Source organism: Streptomyces sp. NPDC054796 (assembly GCF_053611545.1).
In genome coordinates, this window is the sequence record NZ_JBSHAO010000041.1 from 39,637 (window position 1) to 59,296 (window position 19,660).

Annotated in this window: 15 protein-coding genes; 6 read left to right on the forward strand and 9 right to left on the reverse strand. The window is 68.3% G+C overall.

Annotated features, from left to right (window positions below; all coding sequences use genetic code 11):
* The first annotated feature begins 2 nt into the window (after positions 1-2).
* The gene (locus ACWGJ2_RS28410) at positions 3-467 is read left to right on the forward strand and encodes a pyridoxamine 5'-phosphate oxidase family protein (protein WP_453349116.1); all 465 of its coding nucleotides are present in this window, start codon (positions 3-5) and stop codon (positions 465-467) included.
* Positions 468-498: 31 nt separating this feature from the next.
* On the opposite strand, the gene ACWGJ2_RS28415 is transcribed toward ACWGJ2_RS28410, so the two are convergent.
* Positions 499-1,830: an aminotransferase class I/II-fold pyridoxal phosphate-dependent enzyme gene (locus tag ACWGJ2_RS28415; protein WP_453349117.1), complete on the reverse strand. Its 1,332-nt coding sequence runs from the start codon at positions 1,828-1,830 to the stop codon at positions 499-501.
* Between the two features lie 46 nt (positions 1,831-1,876).
* Between ACWGJ2_RS28415 and ACWGJ2_RS28420 the strand changes: the two genes are divergently transcribed.
* Positions 1,877-2,641 carry a pyridoxamine 5'-phosphate oxidase family protein gene (locus ACWGJ2_RS28420; protein ID WP_453349118.1) on the forward strand — a complete coding sequence of 255 codons (765 nt, stop codon included), beginning with the start codon at positions 1,877-1,879 and terminating at the stop codon, positions 2,639-2,641.
* Positions 2,642-2,703: 62 nt separating this feature from the next.
* Positions 2,704-3,381, forward strand: coding sequence for an FMN-binding negative transcriptional regulator (locus ACWGJ2_RS28425; RefSeq protein ID WP_453349119.1), 678 nt, complete (start codon positions 2,704-2,706; stop codon positions 3,379-3,381).
* 77 nt (positions 3,382-3,458) lie between these two features.
* Here ACWGJ2_RS28425 and ACWGJ2_RS28430 read toward each other — a convergent pair whose 3' ends face one another.
* Together ACWGJ2_RS28430 and ACWGJ2_RS28435 are read right to left on the reverse strand one after the other, a co-directional pair.
* A complete protein-coding gene (locus ACWGJ2_RS28430) occupies positions 3,459-4,502 on the reverse strand; it encodes an EamA family transporter (protein ID WP_453349120.1) in 1,044 nt (347 codons plus the stop codon).
* Positions 4,503-4,514: 12 nt separating this feature from the next.
* Complete coding sequence (locus ACWGJ2_RS28435; RefSeq protein WP_453349121.1) at positions 4,515-5,060, reverse strand: Clp protease N-terminal domain-containing protein; 546 nt, start codon at positions 5,058-5,060, stop codon at positions 4,515-4,517.
* Between the two features lie 242 nt (positions 5,061-5,302).
* Between ACWGJ2_RS28435 and ACWGJ2_RS28440 the strand changes: the two genes are divergently transcribed.
* Positions 5,303-5,512 (forward strand): hypothetical protein, encoded by a 210-nt coding sequence (locus ACWGJ2_RS28440; protein WP_453349122.1) that lies wholly within the window; start codon positions 5,303-5,305, stop codon positions 5,510-5,512.
* 236 nt (positions 5,513-5,748) lie between these two features.
* Positions 5,749-6,477, forward strand: coding sequence for a DUF4232 domain-containing protein (locus ACWGJ2_RS28445; protein WP_453349123.1), 729 nt, complete (start codon positions 5,749-5,751; stop codon positions 6,475-6,477).
* A gap of 152 nt (positions 6,478-6,629) precedes the next feature.
* On the opposite strand, the gene ACWGJ2_RS28450 is transcribed toward ACWGJ2_RS28445, so the two are convergent.
* Positions 6,630-7,325, reverse strand: coding sequence for a PadR family transcriptional regulator (locus tag ACWGJ2_RS28450; protein ID WP_453349124.1), 696 nt, complete (start codon positions 7,323-7,325; stop codon positions 6,630-6,632).
* A 424-nt stretch (positions 7,326-7,749) separates the two neighbouring features.
* Here ACWGJ2_RS28450 and ACWGJ2_RS28455 point away from each other — a divergent pair, with 424 nt between their 5' ends.
* Positions 7,750-10,836 carry a hypothetical protein gene (locus tag ACWGJ2_RS28455; RefSeq protein ID WP_453349125.1) on the forward strand — a complete coding sequence of 1,029 codons (3,087 nt, stop codon included), beginning with the start codon at positions 7,750-7,752 and terminating at the stop codon, positions 10,834-10,836.
* A 125-nt stretch (positions 10,837-10,961) separates the two neighbouring features.
* On the opposite strand, the gene ACWGJ2_RS28460 is transcribed toward ACWGJ2_RS28455, so the two are convergent.
* The 5 genes from ACWGJ2_RS28460 to ACWGJ2_RS28480 all read right to left on the reverse strand — a co-directional run bounded on the left by ACWGJ2_RS28460 (position 10,962) and on the right by ACWGJ2_RS28480 (position 19,581).
* Entirely contained in the window at positions 10,962-12,605 is a 1,644-nt protein-coding gene (locus ACWGJ2_RS28460; protein WP_453349126.1) for a UvrD-helicase domain-containing protein, read from the reverse strand.
* A complete protein-coding gene (locus tag ACWGJ2_RS28465) occupies positions 12,602-14,362 on the reverse strand; it encodes a hypothetical protein (RefSeq protein WP_453349127.1) in 1,761 nt (586 codons plus the stop codon). Before ACWGJ2_RS28465 ends, ACWGJ2_RS28460 begins: the two co-directional genes overlap by 4 nt.
* Positions 14,363-15,647: 1,285 nt before the next feature.
* Positions 15,648-16,610, reverse strand: a complete 963-nt coding sequence (locus ACWGJ2_RS28470) for a TniB family NTP-binding protein (RefSeq protein ID WP_453349128.1) — start codon at positions 16,608-16,610, stop codon at positions 15,648-15,650.
* A 98-nt stretch (positions 16,611-16,708) separates the two neighbouring features.
* Entirely contained in the window at positions 16,709-18,832 is a 2,124-nt protein-coding gene (locus ACWGJ2_RS28475) for a Mu transposase C-terminal domain-containing protein (protein ID WP_453349129.1), read from the reverse strand.
* Positions 18,820-19,581: a TnsA-like heteromeric transposase endonuclease subunit gene (locus tag ACWGJ2_RS28480; RefSeq protein ID WP_453349130.1), complete on the reverse strand. Its 762-nt coding sequence runs from the start codon at positions 19,579-19,581 to the stop codon at positions 18,820-18,822. Before ACWGJ2_RS28480 ends, ACWGJ2_RS28475 begins: the two co-directional genes overlap by 13 nt.
* Positions 19,582-19,660: the final 79 nt, after the last annotated feature.

Sequence of the window (19,660 nt, forward strand, 5' to 3'; positions counted from 1 at the left end):
CCATGTCGGTCACGGATCAGCAGCGCCGGGGGCGCCGGATCATGATGTCGTCCGAGGAACTGGACGCATTCCTCACCGAGCAGCGCACCTGCCGGGTCGCGACGGTCGGCTCCGACGGCGCCCCGCACGTCGGAGCCCTGTGGTTCTGCTGGGACGGCCAAGCGCTGTGGCTCTACTCGATCACCCGCAGCAAGCGCTGGGCCCAGTTGCGGCGCGATCCGCGGATCGCCGTGGTCGTGGACGACGGGGAGGAGTACATGGAGCTGCGAGGCGTCGAACTCACCGGTGAGGCCGTGTCCGTCGGCGAAGCACCGCGCACGGGCGAGGTGTGTCCGGAGCTGACGGCACCTGAACGGCTCTTCGCCGCCAAATACTTCGGCCTGGATCACATGCCGCACGACGAACGGCACGCGTGGCTGCGCCTGACCCCACAGTCCGTGGTCTCCTGGGACTTCCGCAAAATCTGATCCCCCCTCCCCGTCGTTCCTCCCCCGTCACTCATTCATAGCGCCGCGCCTCCGCCGGTATCAGCACCCTCGCCACCGCGTCGGCCAGCGGCACGATGTCGTCCTCGGTGAGGGGTGAGACCGTCAGCCGCACCCCTGGAGGCGAAGCGAGGCGGAACCGGGCTCCGGGGGCCACGGCCCACCCCTCGTGCAGCAGCCGGGTGACGGCGCCCGTCTCGTCCGGGACGGGCACCCAGACGTTCATCCCGCTGCGGCCGTGCGCCTCGACACCCCGCGCGGCCAGGGCTCCGACCAGCGCGTCCCGCCGCTCCCCATAGGCCCGGGCCACCTCCCGCGCGTCGACGGCGGCCGTCTCCCACAGGTGCGCGACCGCGTCCTGGAGCAGATGGCTGACCCAGCCGGGACCGAGCCGCTGCCGCCCGCGTACCCGGCCGACCGTGACCTCGTCACCGGTGAGCACGGCCAGCCGCAGATCCGGCCCGTACGCCTTGGCGGTGGAGCGCACCAGCGCCCAGTGGTCCGTCCCGCCCGCCAACGGGTGCAGTGGGAGGCCGACGATGCCGTGACCGTGATCGTCCTCGATCAGGAGGGTGCCGGGGTGCGCGGCCAGCACCGCCCGCAGCTCTCTCGCGCGCTCCGCCGAGAGCGCGGCGCCGGTGGGGTTCTGGGCACGGTCGGTGACGATCAGGGCCCGCGCACCCTGGCGCAGCGCGCGCTCGGCACCCTCGGGCGACGGCCCGTCATCGTCCACGGCCACCGGGACGGGGCGCAGCCCGAGGGCCGGGACGAGATCGAGCAGGCTGCCCCATCCTGGGTCCTCGACGGCCACGGCGTCACCCGGTTTCAGATGCGCGTTCAGCACCCGCTCGATGGCGTCCAGCGACCCGGACGTCAGCCCCACGGGCCCCTCGGGGACTCCGTCCTCGTCGAACGCGGCGCGGGCGGCGCGGGCGAGGGAGTCATCGACGGCGGGAGTGCCATAGAGCGCGGGGCGGCGCGCCGCACGCTCGGCCGCCACCCTCAGCGCCTCGCTCAGCGACGGCAGCAGCGCGACATCCGGATTGCCCTGCGCTATATCCATGGCCCCCTCCGGGACCTCCACGCGGATGGCCTCGCGGGCCGTGCTGGCAGGACGATCGCGCACCCGGCTGCCGCGCCGCCCCGCCGTCTCGATCACCCCGCGCTCGCGCAGGGTGCGATAGGCCGCGGCCACCGTGTTCGGATTCACCCCCAGCTCGACCGCCAACTCCCGCATCGGCGGCAGCACTTCACCCGGTGTCAGCTCTCCCGCACCCACCCCCCGCTCCACGCTTTCGGCAATCTCGGCTGCGCGACGACCTGCAATCCGATACTCTCCTAGCACAAAGCCAAGTATGCACTAGTACAAAGATCCGCGCAAGGAGAATCCCGTGACCGTCCCGGCCAACGCCCCCTCCGCCGACACGCCCTCCGCTCCCGGCCCGTACTCCCCCACCGAGCGCACCGTCCCGACCCGGGCCCGCGAGCGGGCCACGTACGACCGCGAGGTGGTCCATTCGATACTCGACGCCGGTTACCTCTGCCACCTCGGCTTCGTGCGCGACGGCGCGCCCGTGGTGCTGCCCACGCTCTACGCACGGGTGGGCGAGCGGCTCTACGTCCACGGCTCCACCGGTTCCCGGCCCCTGCGGGAGGCGGGCGAGCGGGACCCGGGACTGCCCGTCTGCCTGACCGTGACGCACGTCGACGGACTGGTGCTCGCGCGCTCGGCCTTCCACCACTCCATCAACTACCGCTCCGTCGTGGTGCACGGCACGGCCGTCCAGGTCACGGGGCGCGAGGAGCGGTCCGCCGCGCTCGACGCGCTCACCGATCACATCGTCCCGGGGCGCGCCGCCGACTCCCGGCCCGCGAACCCGAAGGAGCTGGCCGCCACCGCCGTCCTCCGGCTGGATCTCGAAGAGGTCTCCGCCAAGATCCGCGCCAAGGGCCCGAGCGACGACGAGGAGGACCTCGGCCTCCCGTACTGGACCGGTGTCGTCCCCGTGACCCGTACGTACGGCACGCCCGTCCCCGCCGACGACCTCGCACCCGGCATCGGGCTGCCCGCCTATCTCGCGCCCGCGGCCCTCGCCGCGGCCCATGACGGGGACGGCACGGCGAACGGCACGGCGAACGGCGCGGAAGGGCGCTGATCCCGTAGCCCGCCGCGCACCGCACGCGCACACAGCACCCACCACAGGGAGACCCGAACCCCATGCTCATCCACCCCTGGGACGCTGCCCGCGACGACGCGGAGTGGCAACGGTGGCTCGCGGGCCACGACTTCGGCCAGCTCGCCGTGAACGGCGGCCCCGGAGAGCCGCCCCTCGTGCAGCCCCTGCACTTCGCGTACCAAAGCACGCGAAGCGCGTCGGACGGCGCCGTGCAGGAGGGCGGCACGCTGGGCAGCGTCCTGGCCCACCTCGCCCGTCCGAACCCCCTGTGGCCCGCGCTGGACGCGGCCCCGGAGGTGCTGCTCAGCGTCGTGGACGACTACGTCTTCGTCCCCGGCCCCTGGCAGGCGCCCGAGGACACGCCACCGGAGCACGGCGTCCCCACCAGCTTCTACGCCGCCGTCCAGTTGCGCTGCACCGCGCACATCGTCGACGGCCCCGAGGAGAAGGCCGCACTGCTGCGCGCCCAGATGGACCACTTCCAGCCCGAGGGCGGTTCCGCACCCGTGACGGCGGGAGAGGCCCCGTACGGGCGGTTGCTGTCCGGCATTCGCGGGCTGCGGCTGGAGGTCACGGACGTCCGGGCGAAGTTCAAGTACGCGGGGCACCGGACGGACGCGGTGCGGCAGCGCATCGCGGAGGGTCTCGCCGCGCGGGGCGGGCCGCGTGACGCGAGCGCGCGCGACCTCCAGTTGCGACGGGGCGCCACGGCGCCGTGACACGTACGGGGCCGGAACGCGTATGGGCCCGCCCGTCGCGAACCGCCCACCCCCCGGGGCCGGGCCGCCCCTGTGCGTCAGGGGGTGGGCGCCGTGCGGGGCGGGCGGGTGCCGCTGTCCGGTGCCGCGTCGGCGTGCCCGGCGCCGCCGGAGGCGACCAACTCCCCCTGCTCGCCGCCCGTACCGCCCTTCGGCGCCGAAGACTGCGCGATGAAAGCGCCCAGCAGCACGACCGCACCGCCGACGACCTGCACGGGCGACAGATGCTCGCCCAGCAGCACCCACGCGAGCACGGTCGCGATGACCGCCTCCAGGCAGGCGACGACTCCCGCGACCTGGGGCGAGAGCCTGCGTACCGAGATGACTCCGGTGAGGTAGGCCAGCACCGTCGCCACCAGGACGATCCACGCCAGCAGCGCGAGCCCTGGCACGGAGGTGCCGTCCATCGGGGCCTGTCCGCCGAGCACGGCCCAGTCCATCCGCCAGGGGCGGGCGACGACGGTGAGGACGACGGCGCCGAACAGCAGCCCGTAGGCGATGACCCCGATCGGGTCGGCGGCCCGCTTGCCGTCCTTGGCCGAGCTGCCGTGGTCGGACAGCACGAAGTACGCCGTCTGGCAGCACGCGGCGCCCAGCGCCAGCAGCAGCCCGACGGGGTCCACGCTCAGTCCGGCCCACACCTCGACCACGCAGGCGAGCCCGCCGACGGCGAGCACCACACCCACGGCCGCGGCCCTGGTCACGGGCCGCCGCTGCACGAAACGCACCCAGCCGAGCACGAGCGCGGGCGCGAGATACTCGATGAGCAGCGCGACTCCGACGGGGATACGGGAGAGCGCGGCGAAGTAGCACGCCTGCACACCGGCGACGGCCAGCAGCCCGTACCCGGCAAGCAGCCCCGGCCGTTCCCGCAGCAGCGCACGGTGGCGCCAGGCCAGCGGGAGCATCACGAGTGCGGCACCGGCCACCCGCAGCCAGGTGACATGCAGGGGATCGAGGCCCGCCTCGATCAGCGGTTTGGCCGCGGGCCCTGAACCGCCGTAGGCGAAGGCCGAGAGCAGTGCGATGGCGATTCCAGAGTTCCGGCCCGGGGCGGCCGGCGCGGTGGAGGTGGCGTGCATTGCCACATGATGTCAGGAGCCAACAGCAGTGTCACCCGTGTTGCTCCTGACCCCGAGACGTACCGCCAGCCGCCTCGTGTCCACTCCGGCGCGCCGCAGCACCTCCACTCCCCGGCACTCCTCGTCCGCCACGAGCCCCGCGAACAGGTCGATGCCCTCGGCCGCCGGCGCGCCCCGGCGCCAGGCCCTGCGCAGTGCGAGATCCATCGCCGCCGAGGCCGTCGGCGACCATCCGGGGACGGCTCCGGGCTGGTCCGCCACGGCGGGCACCGCTCCGGAGTCCTCGACGGCGCCCTGCCAGCGCAGCCCGTAGCCGATGCTGCGCTGCACGAGATAGCCCAGCAGCTTCCCCATCTGCGGGCCGCCGCCGTCCAGGAGTTCCCACACCTCCGGGTCGGACTCCAGGAGGCTGTGGAGCAGATGGGCCGTGTCGATCTGACGGTCGCCGTCGCGCGCGGCGCGCCTGCGCGCCGTCGTCACCATCGACGCCAGCCGCTCGCTGAGCTGGTCGTCGGCTCCCCTGTCGACGGGCTGACTGGACGATGTACGGATCTCCACGCAACCACCACATCACATGCGCGCTTTTTGGACATCGGCACCCCGGGGCATATGCGGGTCCCACTGAGGTCGGGTATGGCGCCCCCGCCTCTCCTCCTTGGGGAGGAGGCGCGATCTTGGCGAGAAGACGCAACCTGAACGCCCGCTTCCACGTCCCACAGGGCGAAGCGGTCCATGACATCCGACGGTGTCCCCGCCTCCCGCGCACGACCGCCCCGCCACACCCCCGGCCGAGGAGACCGATGGCCGCCCGCACCCAGCCCGTACTGGAGAGCTGGCTGGTGGCGCTGCTCGCGATCGACGGCAAGGAGTACGTGTACCGGGTCTACGCGCCCTGCGACGCGCTGCCCGGCGACCTGTTCTGGTCGGCGTTCCACGCGCACGACGACTCACTCCTCCCCCGCGCGCTCGACTCCTTCGACACGGCCGAGATCTGGCGGCTCCGGGGCTGAGCGTCACCGCTCCCGCCGCCGCTCCCTTTCACCGCTCCCCTCTCCACCTCACCGCCCACATGCCGGCCACTGGCGAGGCGAAATGGCGCATGTCCCCTATGTCAGCTGATGCCGCCCGTCCCCCATGGAGGGTGACGACACACGGAGTTGGCGTGATCTGAGCGGTACGGGGAACCCCCTGCGCGGACCGGCAGTCCAAGCACACAACTCTCCGCACGGCAACCACTGGAGACCTCATGGCCCGGCCCCATGCACGCTCCGCGCCCGCCGCCCTCGCCGTCGTCGCCGCCCTGACCGTCTCCCCCGCCCTCGCCGGGTGCGGCGCGGGCACCGTCTCGCCCGCGGACGGCGCGCGTTCGCCCTCAGCGCCCTCGTCGGCCGCCTCCTCGTCGGCCGCGGCCTCCGTCCCCGGCTCCGGCTCCGGCGAGGACAGCACGTCCGCTCCCGCCGGGTCGGCGGCCGGCTCGCCACCCGGTCAGGCAGTCCCGAAGAGCGACGGCGAGGGAGCCGACGGGGCCCGCGGCGGCGGGGCTCCCGCCTGGTGCGCCACCTCCGCGCTCACCCCCTCGGTCCGTGCCCTCGAAGCGGGAGCGGGCAACCGCTACGCGGCACTGGTGGTCACCAACACCTCCGGCGCGCCCTGCCGCACCCAGGGCTGGCCCGGCCTCCAGTTCACCCGCGCCGACGGCGACGCGATCCCGACCACGACCGTGCGCGACCGCTCCCGGCCCGCCACCCAGCTCACCCTCCAGCCGGGCGAGCGCGCCTGGAGCCGCCTGCACTGGACCGTCGTCCCCGGCGAGGGCGACCCGGACGACGGAAGCTGCCCGACCCCCGCGACGCTCCGTGTGATCCCGCCCGACCAGCGCGAGGCCGACTCCGCGAAGTGGAAGCTGGGGAGTGTCTGCGGGACCGGGCACGTGGAGGAGCGGGCACTGCGCGCCGGCGACGGTCCGGCGCGCTGACGGCGGGCGCGGCCAGCCGGCAACGCGGGAGCCCGGGGCCGGAGGGCACGCGGTGGATCGCGCGCTCCCGGACCCCGGGCTCTCTCGCATCAGAGAAGCCGGTGCTCCCCGGCAGGGGATCACCCCCAGGGGATCCCCCTCCCCGACAGGGGTCAGTCCTCCTCGGCGAGGATCAGATACAGCTTCTTGCGGGCCTCGTTGACCACCTCGAGCGCCTTGTCGCGCTGCTCGGCAGAGCCGGTGGTCCACACCTGCTGGAAGGCGCTGGCCAGGCCGCCGCCCGCCTTGCGCACCTCGTGCAGTGCTTCCCAGTCGACGCCGCGCCCGGCCTCCTCCCAGGGAGCCTCGGGGCCGGACTCGGCCTCGGTACGGCCGGACTCGGTGAGCGCGAACAGCTTCTTCCCGCCCTCGCTCTCGCTGCTGATCAGCCCCTCGTCCTCCAGCATCTGGAGGGTGGGGTACACCGAGCCGGGGCTCGGCTTCCAGGCTCCGCCACTGCGCTCGTCGATCTCCTGGATCATCTCGTAGCCGTGCATGGGGCGGTCCTTGAGCAGGGCCAGGATCGAGGCCCGCACGTCGCCGCGCCGGGCCCTTCCGCGCCGTCCCCCGTGGCCGCGGCCACGGCCGCCGAAGGGCGGGCCGTCACCGAAGGGCGGCCCGAAGGGGCCGAAGGCGGCACGCAGCCGCTCGCCGCTGCCGAAGCCGCCCCCTCCCGGGCCGCCGAAGCCCCCGAAACCGCCGAACCCACCGGGCCCGCCGGGACCGCCAGGGCCACCGAAACCTCCGGGTCCGCGACCCCCACGGCCGCGTCCGCCCTCGTGGGCGTGCTCATGTCCTTCTGTACGCATCGTCGACACTCCTTCTCACTAGTCGTTGATCTGTCGCGATGCCTCAACGATATATCGGAAGAGTTCGCTCGGCAACACCCCGCTCCACCGCACCTCTGACCTGTCTCAACGAAGCTGATGTGGATCTCATCGAAGTTGCATCAAATCCACTTCGTCTCAGCGAACCTGCACGTCGTGGTGGTACGTCTCAACAGATCTGCATCAAGCACCCGCTCTCGGCAACGCAGCGCGTGAGCGCGTCACCCACCTCCATGTCGGTATCCACAGGAGATTGCAGCGCACGTGCCCCTGAGCTGGGCTCGGGGGAGCACGCCTGGCACCGAACCGACGGCGTGTGACGAACGATGCGTTGCGGAGGGCGAGGGGCTGCACAATGGCCGTCTCGGCCTCGGCTGGGACAGGGACGCAGGGCAGGAGATGCACCGTGACCACGACCGGGTACGAAGTGAGTGTCGGGGAGCCCGACTGGGAGCCGCTCGGTAGCAATCACCGGCTCTCCGGTCCGCCACCGTCGGTTGCGAGAGCGCTGCCAACTACGGCGGCGCTCTCGCTACCGACCGAGTACCTGGCTTGGGAGTCTTTCGAGCACCTCGTGGCCGCAGTTGTGCGCGAGGTGGAAGGTGCGTTCGAAGCACGCATCTACGGTCGACGCGGCCAAAAGCAGAACGGCATCGACGTTGCCGGCTTCTTCGACGGCGAGAAAGCACGCGTCTACCAGGCGAAGGACTACGCCAGGTACACCGCCGCCGATCTGGAGCAGGCGGTCAAGGCCTTCGTCAAGGGAAGTCGGCCCTTCGGATCCGTACATTTCGTGGTCATGACGACGGCGGACGTCAGTGACACGAAGATCGACGACAAGCTTCATGAACTCCGAAGGGCGAACCCGCAGCTCACGATCAACCTGTGGGGCAGGCAACAGCTGACCGACAAGCTGGAGGGGCATCCGCGTGTTGTCACTCGCTTCTTCGGCGCGGAAACCGCACGCCTGGTCTGCGGGGCGTCAAACCAACCAGGCCTCAGCGCCCAGACGACTACCGTCGCGTCCGACGCGATGGTGCGGGGGCCGGTACAGCACCTCGGTCTGCACACGGACCTGGAAGCGGCACGTCGCCTGCGCGACGATCAGCCCGCGCAAGCAGCACTAGAGTTTCGACGCCTGGCCGATGCCCTAGAAGCAGCAGGCTTCGCCGCCCATGCACTGCAGATCCGTCGGGACCAAGCACAAGCCCTGCACGCAGCCCAGGACACTACTGCGGCTGTGGCCGTAGACCTGCAGATCATGGCCGGAGAACTAGAGAGCGGGGAGCCCGGCCTCGCGCTCTCCGTAGCCCGGCGCCTGGAAGCAGCGGACGCACAGACCCCTGAGGCGCTCGTGCGGGCCGTTGAGGTGCTGGGCGCACTCGCCTCCTATGAGCACCATCACGACACCAGTCTGGATGAAATCGCTCATGCGGTCGACGCTCTCCAAGAAGGTGACCCGGAGATTACTTCCGCCTTCATGCTGTTCGCGGAATACGCGGTCGCTGAAGACCGGCTCGGCTTCATCACCGGCCGTGCTGAACGGTTCGAAGCCATCGCCAGGGCAACCCGCACCGGCTCTCCGGAACACGCGCGCCTGCGTGCCTGTCTGGCGGACGCTGGTGTCGGTGAGTCCTGGGAGGACTTGCAGTACACCATCCGCACCGCCTGGCCGCCCCGGCTTGCCGCACTGCTCATGGCCCGGCACGGCCGGCACCTCGTCCGGCGACAGAAGGCACCCGCCGCCCTCTCCCGATACTCCGACGCGATCGCCCTCGCCACCGAGGACGGAGCCATCGACGATGTCGTTAACTGGCTTCAGACCCAAGACCTCATCCGTATTCGTTTCGGCCTGACCCGGCCCTTCAGCATGAATGAGGGCTATCGCCGGATCCTCACTCTCCGGGCTGCTGGTAATGGCGGCAGTGTCGTGCCCACCGGGGTGCGCTTCAGGGAGAGGGCGCTGTCCCGAATGCAGAAGGGACGACTCGCCGACGCCGCCCAGGCCGTCGGTGCATACCGATCGCGCTCCACACTGACCGCAGACTGGTCGGGAGCACAGGAGGCCGAACACCTTCTCGGACTCCTGCACCAAAAGGCGGGGCAGCCCGAACAAGCACTGCACCACCACCTCGCCGCCGGAGACGTAGATGAGTTGGCGGTCGCCGCTAAGCTCCTGCCAGAGGAGTCCTTGGACTTCCCTCCTCCCCAGAACCTGGTCGATAGGGCCGGCTGGTACCGGGTCAGCGCCTTTCGTGCGGCGGCAGCGACAGCGGACCTCCTGCCCGACGATCAGGCCAGGCTATGGCTCGACACAGCCCTGGCAGAGCTCGAGCTGGACCGCCCTGCCCCGCCCCGCGCCGCCAGCGCCGTCCACGCAGCATTCGCCGCAACGGCCGCCCTGCTCGGCGCCTCCACCAGGCAGCAAGCGCAACGCTTCCTCTCCTACTCCGGTCCACTCTTGGACCGTGAGCCTGGTGCCCACCGCAGGACCGATCGTGAACATATGCAGGCTCTGATCGTCATTGCGCAGACCCATGCCGCTCTGCGCGAGTCTGCCGTTCGCTCAATGTGCCGGGCGCTGCTCTGCGCGGACCACCTCGCCGCATCGGTCCTCAATCACGGTGTCCCTGAGCTGGCCCTGTCTGCGGACGTCGTCGCCGAGCAGTGCACACCACCCGCCCGCGACGGCAACATCAAAGCAGCTCTCGCCCTCATCCTCGTTGAGACCAACATGGCCGACGCAATACCCGCAGCGATAAGGCAGATGCCACTGCCTCTTCCCGGCGCCGGGGAACACCCCCGTAAGGATCTCAGCACACTGGCTCTGCTGGCAGCCGCTGTGGAACTGCCGACCCGCCAAGCCCTGTCCGACAGCCTCATCGCCCATGCGCTCCACCGCGACGATGCGGCCTTCCAACGCCGAGAGGCCTTGCACGCCCTTGCTGCCTTGGCACCTCACCTTGATCACGACACCCGAACACGGCACTTCACTACGGCCATGGCCTTCGCCCACGGCCGCCACGACGGCAGCGCGGATGATGATCTGCCTCACGAGCCCTTCAATCGCATCAGCTTCGATTTCGGTCCGACATCGCTACGCCCTGACGGTCTTCTTGCCGCCGCATGCCTCGCGCACCCGGGCCAGCAGGCTGCCGAGGTGTCGGCCTGCGCTCTCGACATCCTGCAGACCTATGACGGGGACAGAAATGCAGTCGTGCGCGCCCTCTTCCAACTGCGCGGTCAGGACGTGGCCTTGGAGCCGGCGCTGCTGTCCATCCACGCTGATCACCAGGTACGTCTTCTGGCTGCAGGCCTGTGGTGCGAGCGCGAGGACGCTGAGCCCGTCACCGGCCGGGTTCTCGCCAGCGACCGGAACGCGCTGGTGCGTCAGTACATGGCCAGCCATACCGACCAGCCGCACCTCAGGGAGCTGCTCAATGCAGATCCCCGCCGATCCGTCCGCTCTCGCGTGCTCGTTCGCCGGAGTTGAGAACTTTTCTCGGGCGGGCCGTTACAGCCCGTGCGACCATTTGCGGCTCTCACGGCCGTCCGCGATGAGGTCGAGGCTGCCCTGCAAGCGCTGTCAGAAGTTCGCTAGCGCGCGGGGCACGGATGTCACTGGCCGGGACGCTCGAAACGGCTCAGGCCTCGCAGCGGGGCGACTAGGTGCGGCGGTGAACCGAAGAGCAGGACCACCGTGGTGTGCCGCGCTCGAGTGAGCACGACATACAGGAGACGTGAGCCATCGAGGTACGGCGGTGGCTCCGTGCCGAAGAAGTCCCTGTCGCGAAGGACGACGACGGTGGCGTCGGCTTCTCTGCCCTTCGCCTGGTACAGGCCCATGAGCTGTACCGGAGTCTCGGCGTTGGCGCCGTCGGTTTCACAGGTAAGCAGGCTCACCCCGCGTTCGGTCACCGCTTGGTCCAAGAGCTTGAGGGCACCCGCATTATCAGGAGCGCGCCGCAGGCTTTGCGCCATCAGGGGACGCAACAGCTGGGCAGCGCGGTCCCAGTGTCGTTGGCCGCGCGGCAGACCGATACCGCGGTGGGCTTGGGCGGCCAGCAGAAGGGCGTCCTGCGGATCAGCCTGGCGAAGCTGGTCGTAGAGGGAGTCAAGCCGCCGTGCCAGAATGCCGGGAGTCGCACGCAGGATCTGATAGGCCAGAGGCGGGACGCGCTCGCCGCGAACAGAGCTGGTAACAAAGACGGCCAGCCGATAGCGGACGCGGTCCCAGCCGGAACCGTCGACAGCAAATGCGATCATGGCGTGCTGCGCGTGGAGGGCGGCGGTCAGAGACTCCGGCAATCCGACGATCTCGTGATCAATGTCCAAGTCACGAAGTTGATCGGACAGCTCTGTGGTGGAGTCGATGTGGTGACTGAAAACGGCTACAGATAGGTGTCCTTCATCCAGGAGCTGCTGCACGTGGGAAGCGACCAAGTCTGCTTCCTCATCAGGCCCGAGGTCGGCATGAATACGCAGCCGCCTGTCCCGAATCGCGGTACTGAGGGCCTCATGACCGAAGTCACGGCGGCGTATTGCTTCCGCTGCGGCCGGCAGCACCCCGGTCGGGTCTCGGTGGGATGCCGGAAGCAAGTCGATCTGGCGGGCGCCGTCGAGTGCGAGTGCGTCAGCCACCCTCTCAGGACCGACGCCCACGACGCCCGGTAGCGTTCGGTAGATGCACTGGTTTAGGTCGCCGAGGAGCAGCAGCCGGGCGGACCCGCAGATAGTCGTCAGCAGTTGGAACTGTCGGCGGTCCGTGTCCTGGAACTCGTCACAGACGATGATGGACCATCGGGTCCGAAGATGCTGGGCTACTGCGGGGACTTGGCAGATCCGCATGGCGAGCGGTAGCAGATCTTTGTAGAGGATCTTACTTCCGGGGGCAAGGAGTTTGGCCTCTGCAGCGCTGGTGAGTTGAGGTTCAGGCTGGCCGATCACGTTCCCGAAGCGCTGGATCAGTTCCCAGGCGAATGCGTGATAGGTCGTCGTCTCGACCCGTTCCTGGTACGAGCCGAGTATGTTGGCCGAGCGGTCCAGGATCTGAGAGACGGCAGCACGGGAGAAGGAAAGGAACAACGCCCTGCCAGTACGGGAAGGATGTGCTGAGCGCTCCAGGTCTTGACGTTCTAGCTCGGCACGGACGGCAGCGGCGGCGGTGCTCGTCTTCCCTGTCCCCGCTCCTCCCAGGACCAACAGTACGGGGTCGGTTGCATCAATGACCTGCTGCTGTACGTCATCGGGATCGAAGGTCACGATGACCCCTGAGGGTTGTCCAGTTCGAGGAGAACACCTCCGGATGGACCGGCGCTGAGGGCGTCGAGCACGGCGGCGATCAGAGGTGGCACCGTATGTTCGGGAAGCGCGTCGACGAAGGGGTGGTGCAGGCCACCCTTCTGCTTCAGCTGCCTCGCCGCTTCCTTCTCCACATCAGCGTCGGGAAGAGAGGCGAAGTCAGCGGACAGCCCGTACACCTCCTTCACCTCCTGCATCGCCGAACGGAGCGTTTCTGCCGACAGTCCACGGACCAGCGCCCGCTCGATAGCGGTCCGTTCCGGAAAGCGGATCACCTGCTCGGCAAGCGTCACGAGTTCGGCGATCAGGTCAATATCTTCCCCAGGTTTGTCGTTGTCGACGACGATCCGTACATGAAAGCCGAGGTCGGCTGCGAGACTTGCCAGTTTCGGAAGCTGGTTCTTGCCTCCGTCGGCCAGACCCGGGGCCGCTAGGCGGATGCCATGGGCGGACGGCGGCGCTACACCGTCCTCGTCCAAGCGACGCTGGGCCACAGCGCTGAGGGCTTCCTGGTCGTGCGGCCCTTCCAGCAGTGCCACGACCCGCGTAGTCATGGCAGGGATCAACAGCTGATGGAGCTGCCGACGCGCCAGGCGCTCTTTGCGGTCCGTGGAGGGGGCCAGCTGATGTTGCCGCCGCACGCCGTGACTGCGGGTGAGGCGGAGAACCTCTGTCGGCTCGAATGCTCTCACGACGTCTGGGCGCCGGGTGGATAGCCACACCTGCCCGCTCCGGCGGCGCAACAGAGCGGCGAGATACTCAGCCGCTCCGGCATCCACGTCGTCGCCAAAATCGTCAGAGAGCACAATGGCGCCGTCGAGGTCGGCCGTCACCATGGCTTCGGCCACACGAAGCACCCCCGCAGCACTGGAACCGTGCAGCGACAACGGGAGTGCACCGACACCCTCATCGAACGACACGGATGGTTGCAGCCGTCGCAGGAGGGCCTCGACGGATCCGTCATCGGTGACAAACCCGACCGTCCTCTCGGGATGATCCGTACTGGACAACTCCAACAGTTGTGCCGCGCCCTGGTGCAGAACGCTGCGGATGCTTTCCTGGACCGCCTTCACGTCAGCGAGGGCGCCGAAAGCGACAGACGTCTCCGCTGCAAGAGATTTGAGCGCGGTCGCCAGCTCATCGCCGTCCAGGTCAGAAACCATCCGGCGGAATCCCGCCCCGGACCTCAGCTGAAGCGGAGTCCCGGGTCCGATCACGACTGCTGCCAAGGCCAGACGCTCGCCTCGCGGAACCCGCCTCTCAGTCTTCGGGTACTCCCAGGCATGCTCAGGATCGCCCACACGCTCGTCGTAGGTGAGCCGGTAGCGCAGACGGACACCCAACTGCGCCGTGGAAGCAGCGGCTTCGTCGGCCGGGAGGCCGGAGGCCACATCGATCAGCTCAAGCCGGTCGTACAGATCCTGTTCCAGCTCGGATCCGAGGCCCAGGAGGGTGACCTCCACCTCAGTGGCTGGCATTACCTCGTCCTCGGCAAGTTCAGGGAACGGTCGTTGCACGTCATCCAGGTTGGGTGCCGCGCCGGCGCGGGGGTCAAGGACCCGGCGTAGAGCGGCGATCAAATCCGAACGGCCAGCACGGGGCTCGCCCACCAGCACCGCATGACCTTGCGGGACGATCTCTGCCTCGGTGAACCCACGGAAGCGCCTTAGCGAGACCCGGCACACATACACAGCATCCTCCGCGCCATGGAACAACACGCCCTTGTGCGTCCTGCGATGCGCGCAACCATAGGTAGAACATCCTGTTCGTTCAACACAAATGCGTAAGATCGCACGTCAGTACGACATCCAGGCGCCATATCGGACGTAATGCCCCACCCGCGAACTTTAGCCCTCAAATCTTTCATATCAGTCGCAATGATCATGACGCTCAGTGATCAAACTGAAGGCCTCCAGGCGGTACTGAAATCTTCAGAGCGCCTCGACACTTGACCTGGGGTTTTATTGGTCACCTGAGGCCCGGATGACGAAGGTGACGCACTTTTCCTCTATCTCTCTGCATGGTGAGGCTGCCAGGAGTGGTGCTGCGCTTCTGCCGACTGCCCCGGCCTTCGTCGTGGTGAACGCCAGCGTCACGCGGACTAGCTTTTGGCGGCAGTGGCCTTGCGACGGCGCCGTTGGGCCTTCTCACGACAGCTCCTGGAGCACCACCGACGGGCTCTTCCGGACTCATCCCTCTCGATGGGCTCCTGACAGTGTTCGCAAGTCCGGATCCTGTGCAGAGCTGGGTCGACTCCGCGGCGGGCCCGTTGCCCGCAGAGATATGAGCACCAGCGACGCTGGCCGGCACTGGAATTTGCTTTCGGGAGAAGGTCCTGGCAGAACTCACAGATCCCAGCTGGCGAGTGAAGAAAGCGCTCGGGTGAAGTGAGATGGCTCCAGCGGCGGGCGTGCTGCCGGCAGGCCGCTGAGCACGTCTGGCGGTGCGATCGAGAGCCTGGGGGCAGAGGCCTTTCGCAGGCTATGCAGCGACGGTCTTCTTGGCGGGCAGGATCATCGCCGGCGCTGGAAGCCGTCGAGGCAGCGTGACCTTGCTGGCGCTGAAGGTAGGCGGTGCGGCGGCATGCCGATGAACAGAGCCGGTGGCGCTGTCCGACCTGGATCTTCATCGGCTTCTGGCAGATGCGGCAGGGGGCTGTGGTTTGCCGTCTGCGGTGGGCCCGGGTCCTGCAGCGCATTGAGCAGAGGATCGCCCGTCGGCCGAAGGTATCGCTGGGCGGAATGGCTGTGCCACACTCCACGCACTTCTTCGTCTCGAGTGTTGTTCGCAGGAGGCCAGGATCACGGCCGGTGATGGCGGCGAGGCGGGCCCAGGACGGTTTGCCCCTGGGGCCATGTGGTTCGTTGAGGAATTTTCGCAGGTAGGGCGGCGGGAGGTGGTTGGCCTGCGCGAGACGCCGAATGAACATGGGGGCGCCCTCTCCCGCCTTCGGCCGGACCTGAAAGGGGAGTGGGGCGAGCTGCGGGTCGGCGTTGCCGAGTGTCACTGCCTCCCGCCCGCTGTTGGCGGGTCGTTCGGCCGATCGCGCCCAGAGGCGATGTCTAAGTCGACGGCCAGCAGTCCGCTTTTAGTGATCTTCTCGGTGCCGGTCAGGATGGCGTCGACTGCAGCCCCGCGGATTTGATGAGCGAGTGTGCCAATCATGCCGCCGGTGCGAGTGTGGAGGAAGCGGTCGAGTCGAGCCAGGGTGCCACGTTTATGCTGGTGCAGGAGGAGAGTTTCTTCCATCTGCGCCACGAGACCTTTCCATTCCTTGTTGTAAGGGAACTGGTGGGTGATCACGGAGGTGAAGCGTCCCGCAATCTGGTCACCACGGGTGCCGGAGAGGAGGCCCCCGGACTCGATGTCGATTCCGGCGTAGGCAAACGTAGCTGGGATGCGCTCGGAGAAGTACTTGAGCGTGTCGGATGCCTCAGCTCCCGTACGGGTGTGCAGGGAAATGTTATGAATCTCGTCGACCAGGACCATGCCGGTTCGGGCGGTGGTGCAGACGCCGACCACGGCTTCGGTGAGGTCAGTGAAGTTCAGACTGCGGGTGACGGGGAGGCCGAGGAAGCGAGCGAACTCGGCGGCGATCATGCGGGATGTCGCGGCTGGCGGGACGGTGATGTAGACGACCGGAATGCGTTCGTCCTGGCCTGGGTGCCGACGCCGGTCCACAAGTTCGTGGGCCAGGCCAAGCTGGGTAAGAGCGATCGTCTTGCCGGTGTTCGCGGGCCCGGAGACGAGCAGGCCGCGGCGGGCGCTCACCGCGCCGCGGTTCAGGATGATCAGGCGACGTCCGCAGGTCACGGTGTGCCGGACCGTGGACGTGGCGATCACTTGAAGGCGCGCGTGATGGTTCAGCCGATCGTCGTCGTAGGCGCTCTTCTCGTCCTGCACCGACGGATCCGACTCGGCCGACGCAACGAGTGCCTCGTACTCAGCCTCGCTCATGATGGCCATCGGCTGGCCCAGGGATGTTGCGATAAACCCGCGCCACCCGGGGAGGGTAGTGAGATGCTGACCGATGTCGCCGCCAGCCTGACCGGGTAGTGGTCTGATCACGAACGTCTCCAGGGGTCCTCAAGCGGGTCGAAGAGTCCCAGCGGGATCACCTCAGCCATCTCTTCTTCGTCCACGGATTCCTCGACGGCTGGCGCGTCTGCAGGCTGCGGCTCGGGGAGGACGACAGGGGCAGGAGCCGTCACCTTGGTCCGGGCCACCACTTGGCGGTCGCGCTTGGAGGGCCTGTTCTTCTTCCTCTTCTGGCCGGGCTCGGCCGGGTCCGGTCCGGCGTTAGCGCGGGTCAGCAAAGCGGCCACGGCCTCGGCGAGTTCTTCCTCGGTGGCCTTGGGAAGCTGGTGACTGACGTGGTCCCAGGCGAGATCACCGAAGGGAACCGGCGTCCGGTTCAAGTACTTCCACGTCGCCTGGATCCACTCGCCGTCACCGCGGTGGTTGCGTACCCAGACGCGAGAGACGTCGTAGGGGTCGCGATGGACCTCCCAGAGCCCCCGCTTGGCCGTGACACCTGAAACGCGCCGACGCATGGGCCCGAGTTCCGGAGCGTCGTAGGTGCGGTTATTGATACGAATGCCGTAGGAGTTGACGGCTCGCCAGGCAGTGGGCAGAAGCTCGGTGTAGTCGTCTGCGCTGAGCGCGACCGGGACGTAGCCGGTGGACTCCACCAGCGCGGCATACTTCTGGTTCGGAGTGAACAGCCGCCCGGGGTGATCGGGGTCTCGCAGCCCGTCATGCGGGCGGTTCTGCCACTTTGCCACCACCCATTCATCGAGGAGCTCCTGCAACTCGGGCAGCGACCAAAGGTTTTCTTTCTCCGGGTGTCGGCCGCGACGGTCAGTGTTGCGGCCGGTGTATCCGGGGAGGAACTGCACGAACATCGTGGCAACCGAACCCAGCATCTTCTCGATGTGGCCCTTCTCGAAGGGCGAGCCCTTGTGAGTCGGCTGGAACTCGATCTCCAGGAACCTGCACGATGCCCGGAAGTTGTGCGAGATGAACACCTTTCCGTGATCGCAGACGATCATCTCCGGGACGATCACCGGCTTGGCAGCTGCATGCTCCAGACGCTCATCCAGTGTCAGCAGCCTGCGGTGAGGCAGCACAGAGCGGGACATCTTGAGGGCATCTACCCAGCCCGGCCGCATCAACTCGGGCGTGACGGTCCTCGCCAGCAGCACGCTGGCGTCGACGGACTTCGTCGACGGCCGCAGGACAAGCGCCGTCGGGGTCCGGGTCGCGACATCGATCATGCCTGTGAGCTCGACCTTGCCGACCACTCCGTTGTCGAGGCGGACCATCACATCCAGCGGGGTGGAGTCGATCTGCATGACCTCGCCCGGAGCGCTCACCGTCAGCTCTCCCAAGGTCGTGCCCGCCGTATGAGCCTTCGAACGGCGCGTCACCGCCGAGCCCAGAGTGTGAGTACCCGCCGTCAGTTTCTCCACCAACCGGTAGAGCGTGGCCCGGGAAGGCCACTGGGGCTCCGCTTGTCCGTCCTCGGGCTCGTCGTCCCCGGTATCCGTCTCGCCTTCATCCTCGGTGTGCGTGAGGATCTCTTTCGTCCGCCAGATCAGGTAAGACGCCGTCCGAGTAGAGGGGTCGACACCTTCCTCGATGGCCTGGCGCATCGCCTCGACCACTCTGACGTCCACCGTCCCGAACTGTGGCCGCTTGCGGGCCGCTCGGCGATCGGCCAGCCCGGCAACCCCTTCCTTGAGGTAGCGGCGACGCAGCCGGGCGACCGTGTAGGCCGTCACGGGGCGACCGGATCGGGACAGCTCGGCCGCCTTGGCCTCGTCCCGTGCGGCCAACGATGTGCCGGCCCAGTATTCCTCGCGCGGCGTAGCGCCGGGCTCCGCGTCCGGCGGAAGCCCATGTACGACTTCCAGAATGTGCCCCTCCCACCAGAGAGCCTGCTGGACCGCTGCGGCAGGCAGCAGATCCAAGCCGGACGAGGCAGGCAACGGCATCCGCTCCGGGCGGAACAAGACCTCGAAGTCCTCTGCCGCGAACAGCTCGAGCAACGCCACCACGCGATGCGGAGCCTCCGTGTCCTCCAGAAGTGCGGCCTGCGCGGTCACTTCGAGCACTCCGCGGACCTGCCCGTCGAACCGAACCCGCTCGCCAACTGCCAGGACCGGCGGGCGCCTCAGCCGGCCCATTGCCGCCGCCCCTCCGCCCAGACCAGGCTTCCGGTCTCCAGCAGCCCTCCCGAGAGATCCGCCTTCAGCTTGCCCAACCACAACAGGTGGAACAGCACTGGCAGCACCTGGATCCGGTCGCCGACCAGCTCAGCCCCGTCCCACAGACTCTTCGGCTGGCTGAAGACCTCCAGGAGTCGCTCGACTATCGCTCCCGGTCGGCCGCAGCGTGCCCGGCGATACCGCGCCAGCCACCGAACGTTCGCCATGAAAGTCGGCTCGGGACGGCCCACCCACTCGAACTCCCAGCCCACCGCAGAGCAGGCCCGCTGGGCCGCTGCGAAGGCCTCCCGCGTGCCCTCGTCCATATCGTCCTCGGCACGGACATCCACGATCCGCGCCTGCCCTGTAGCCAACCGGACAAAGTAGTCAGGGGCGTGGCGGCGACGCCGTTCGCCGTCGTGCCAGTGCAGCCAGAACGGCTGCGACGATATTGCCCTGACCTGCGGATCTCTATCAAGCAGGATCAACCTGTCTCGCTCGAGCCAGGATTCATAGCCCACGTGATCCCGCACGGTCGCCGAGTAGTACCAGCCTGCGAAACCCGGCGTTCCCTTGTCCCAACGAAACGGCCGGACAGGTTCGACTGCCTCGAACGGGACCTTCCAACTCGCCCCCAGAGCGTGCTTGCGACGCTCACCGTTACTGAGAAAGTCCAGCTCAAACGCCGTTAACGCTTCATCGCCGTACGCACACGACAGTGCCTTCACTGCACCCCCAACCCGGCGGGCTGAGCAGATCCTCAACCTTTGGTGAGACTAACCACTGTTTCAGCAACTTCGCTGAGAT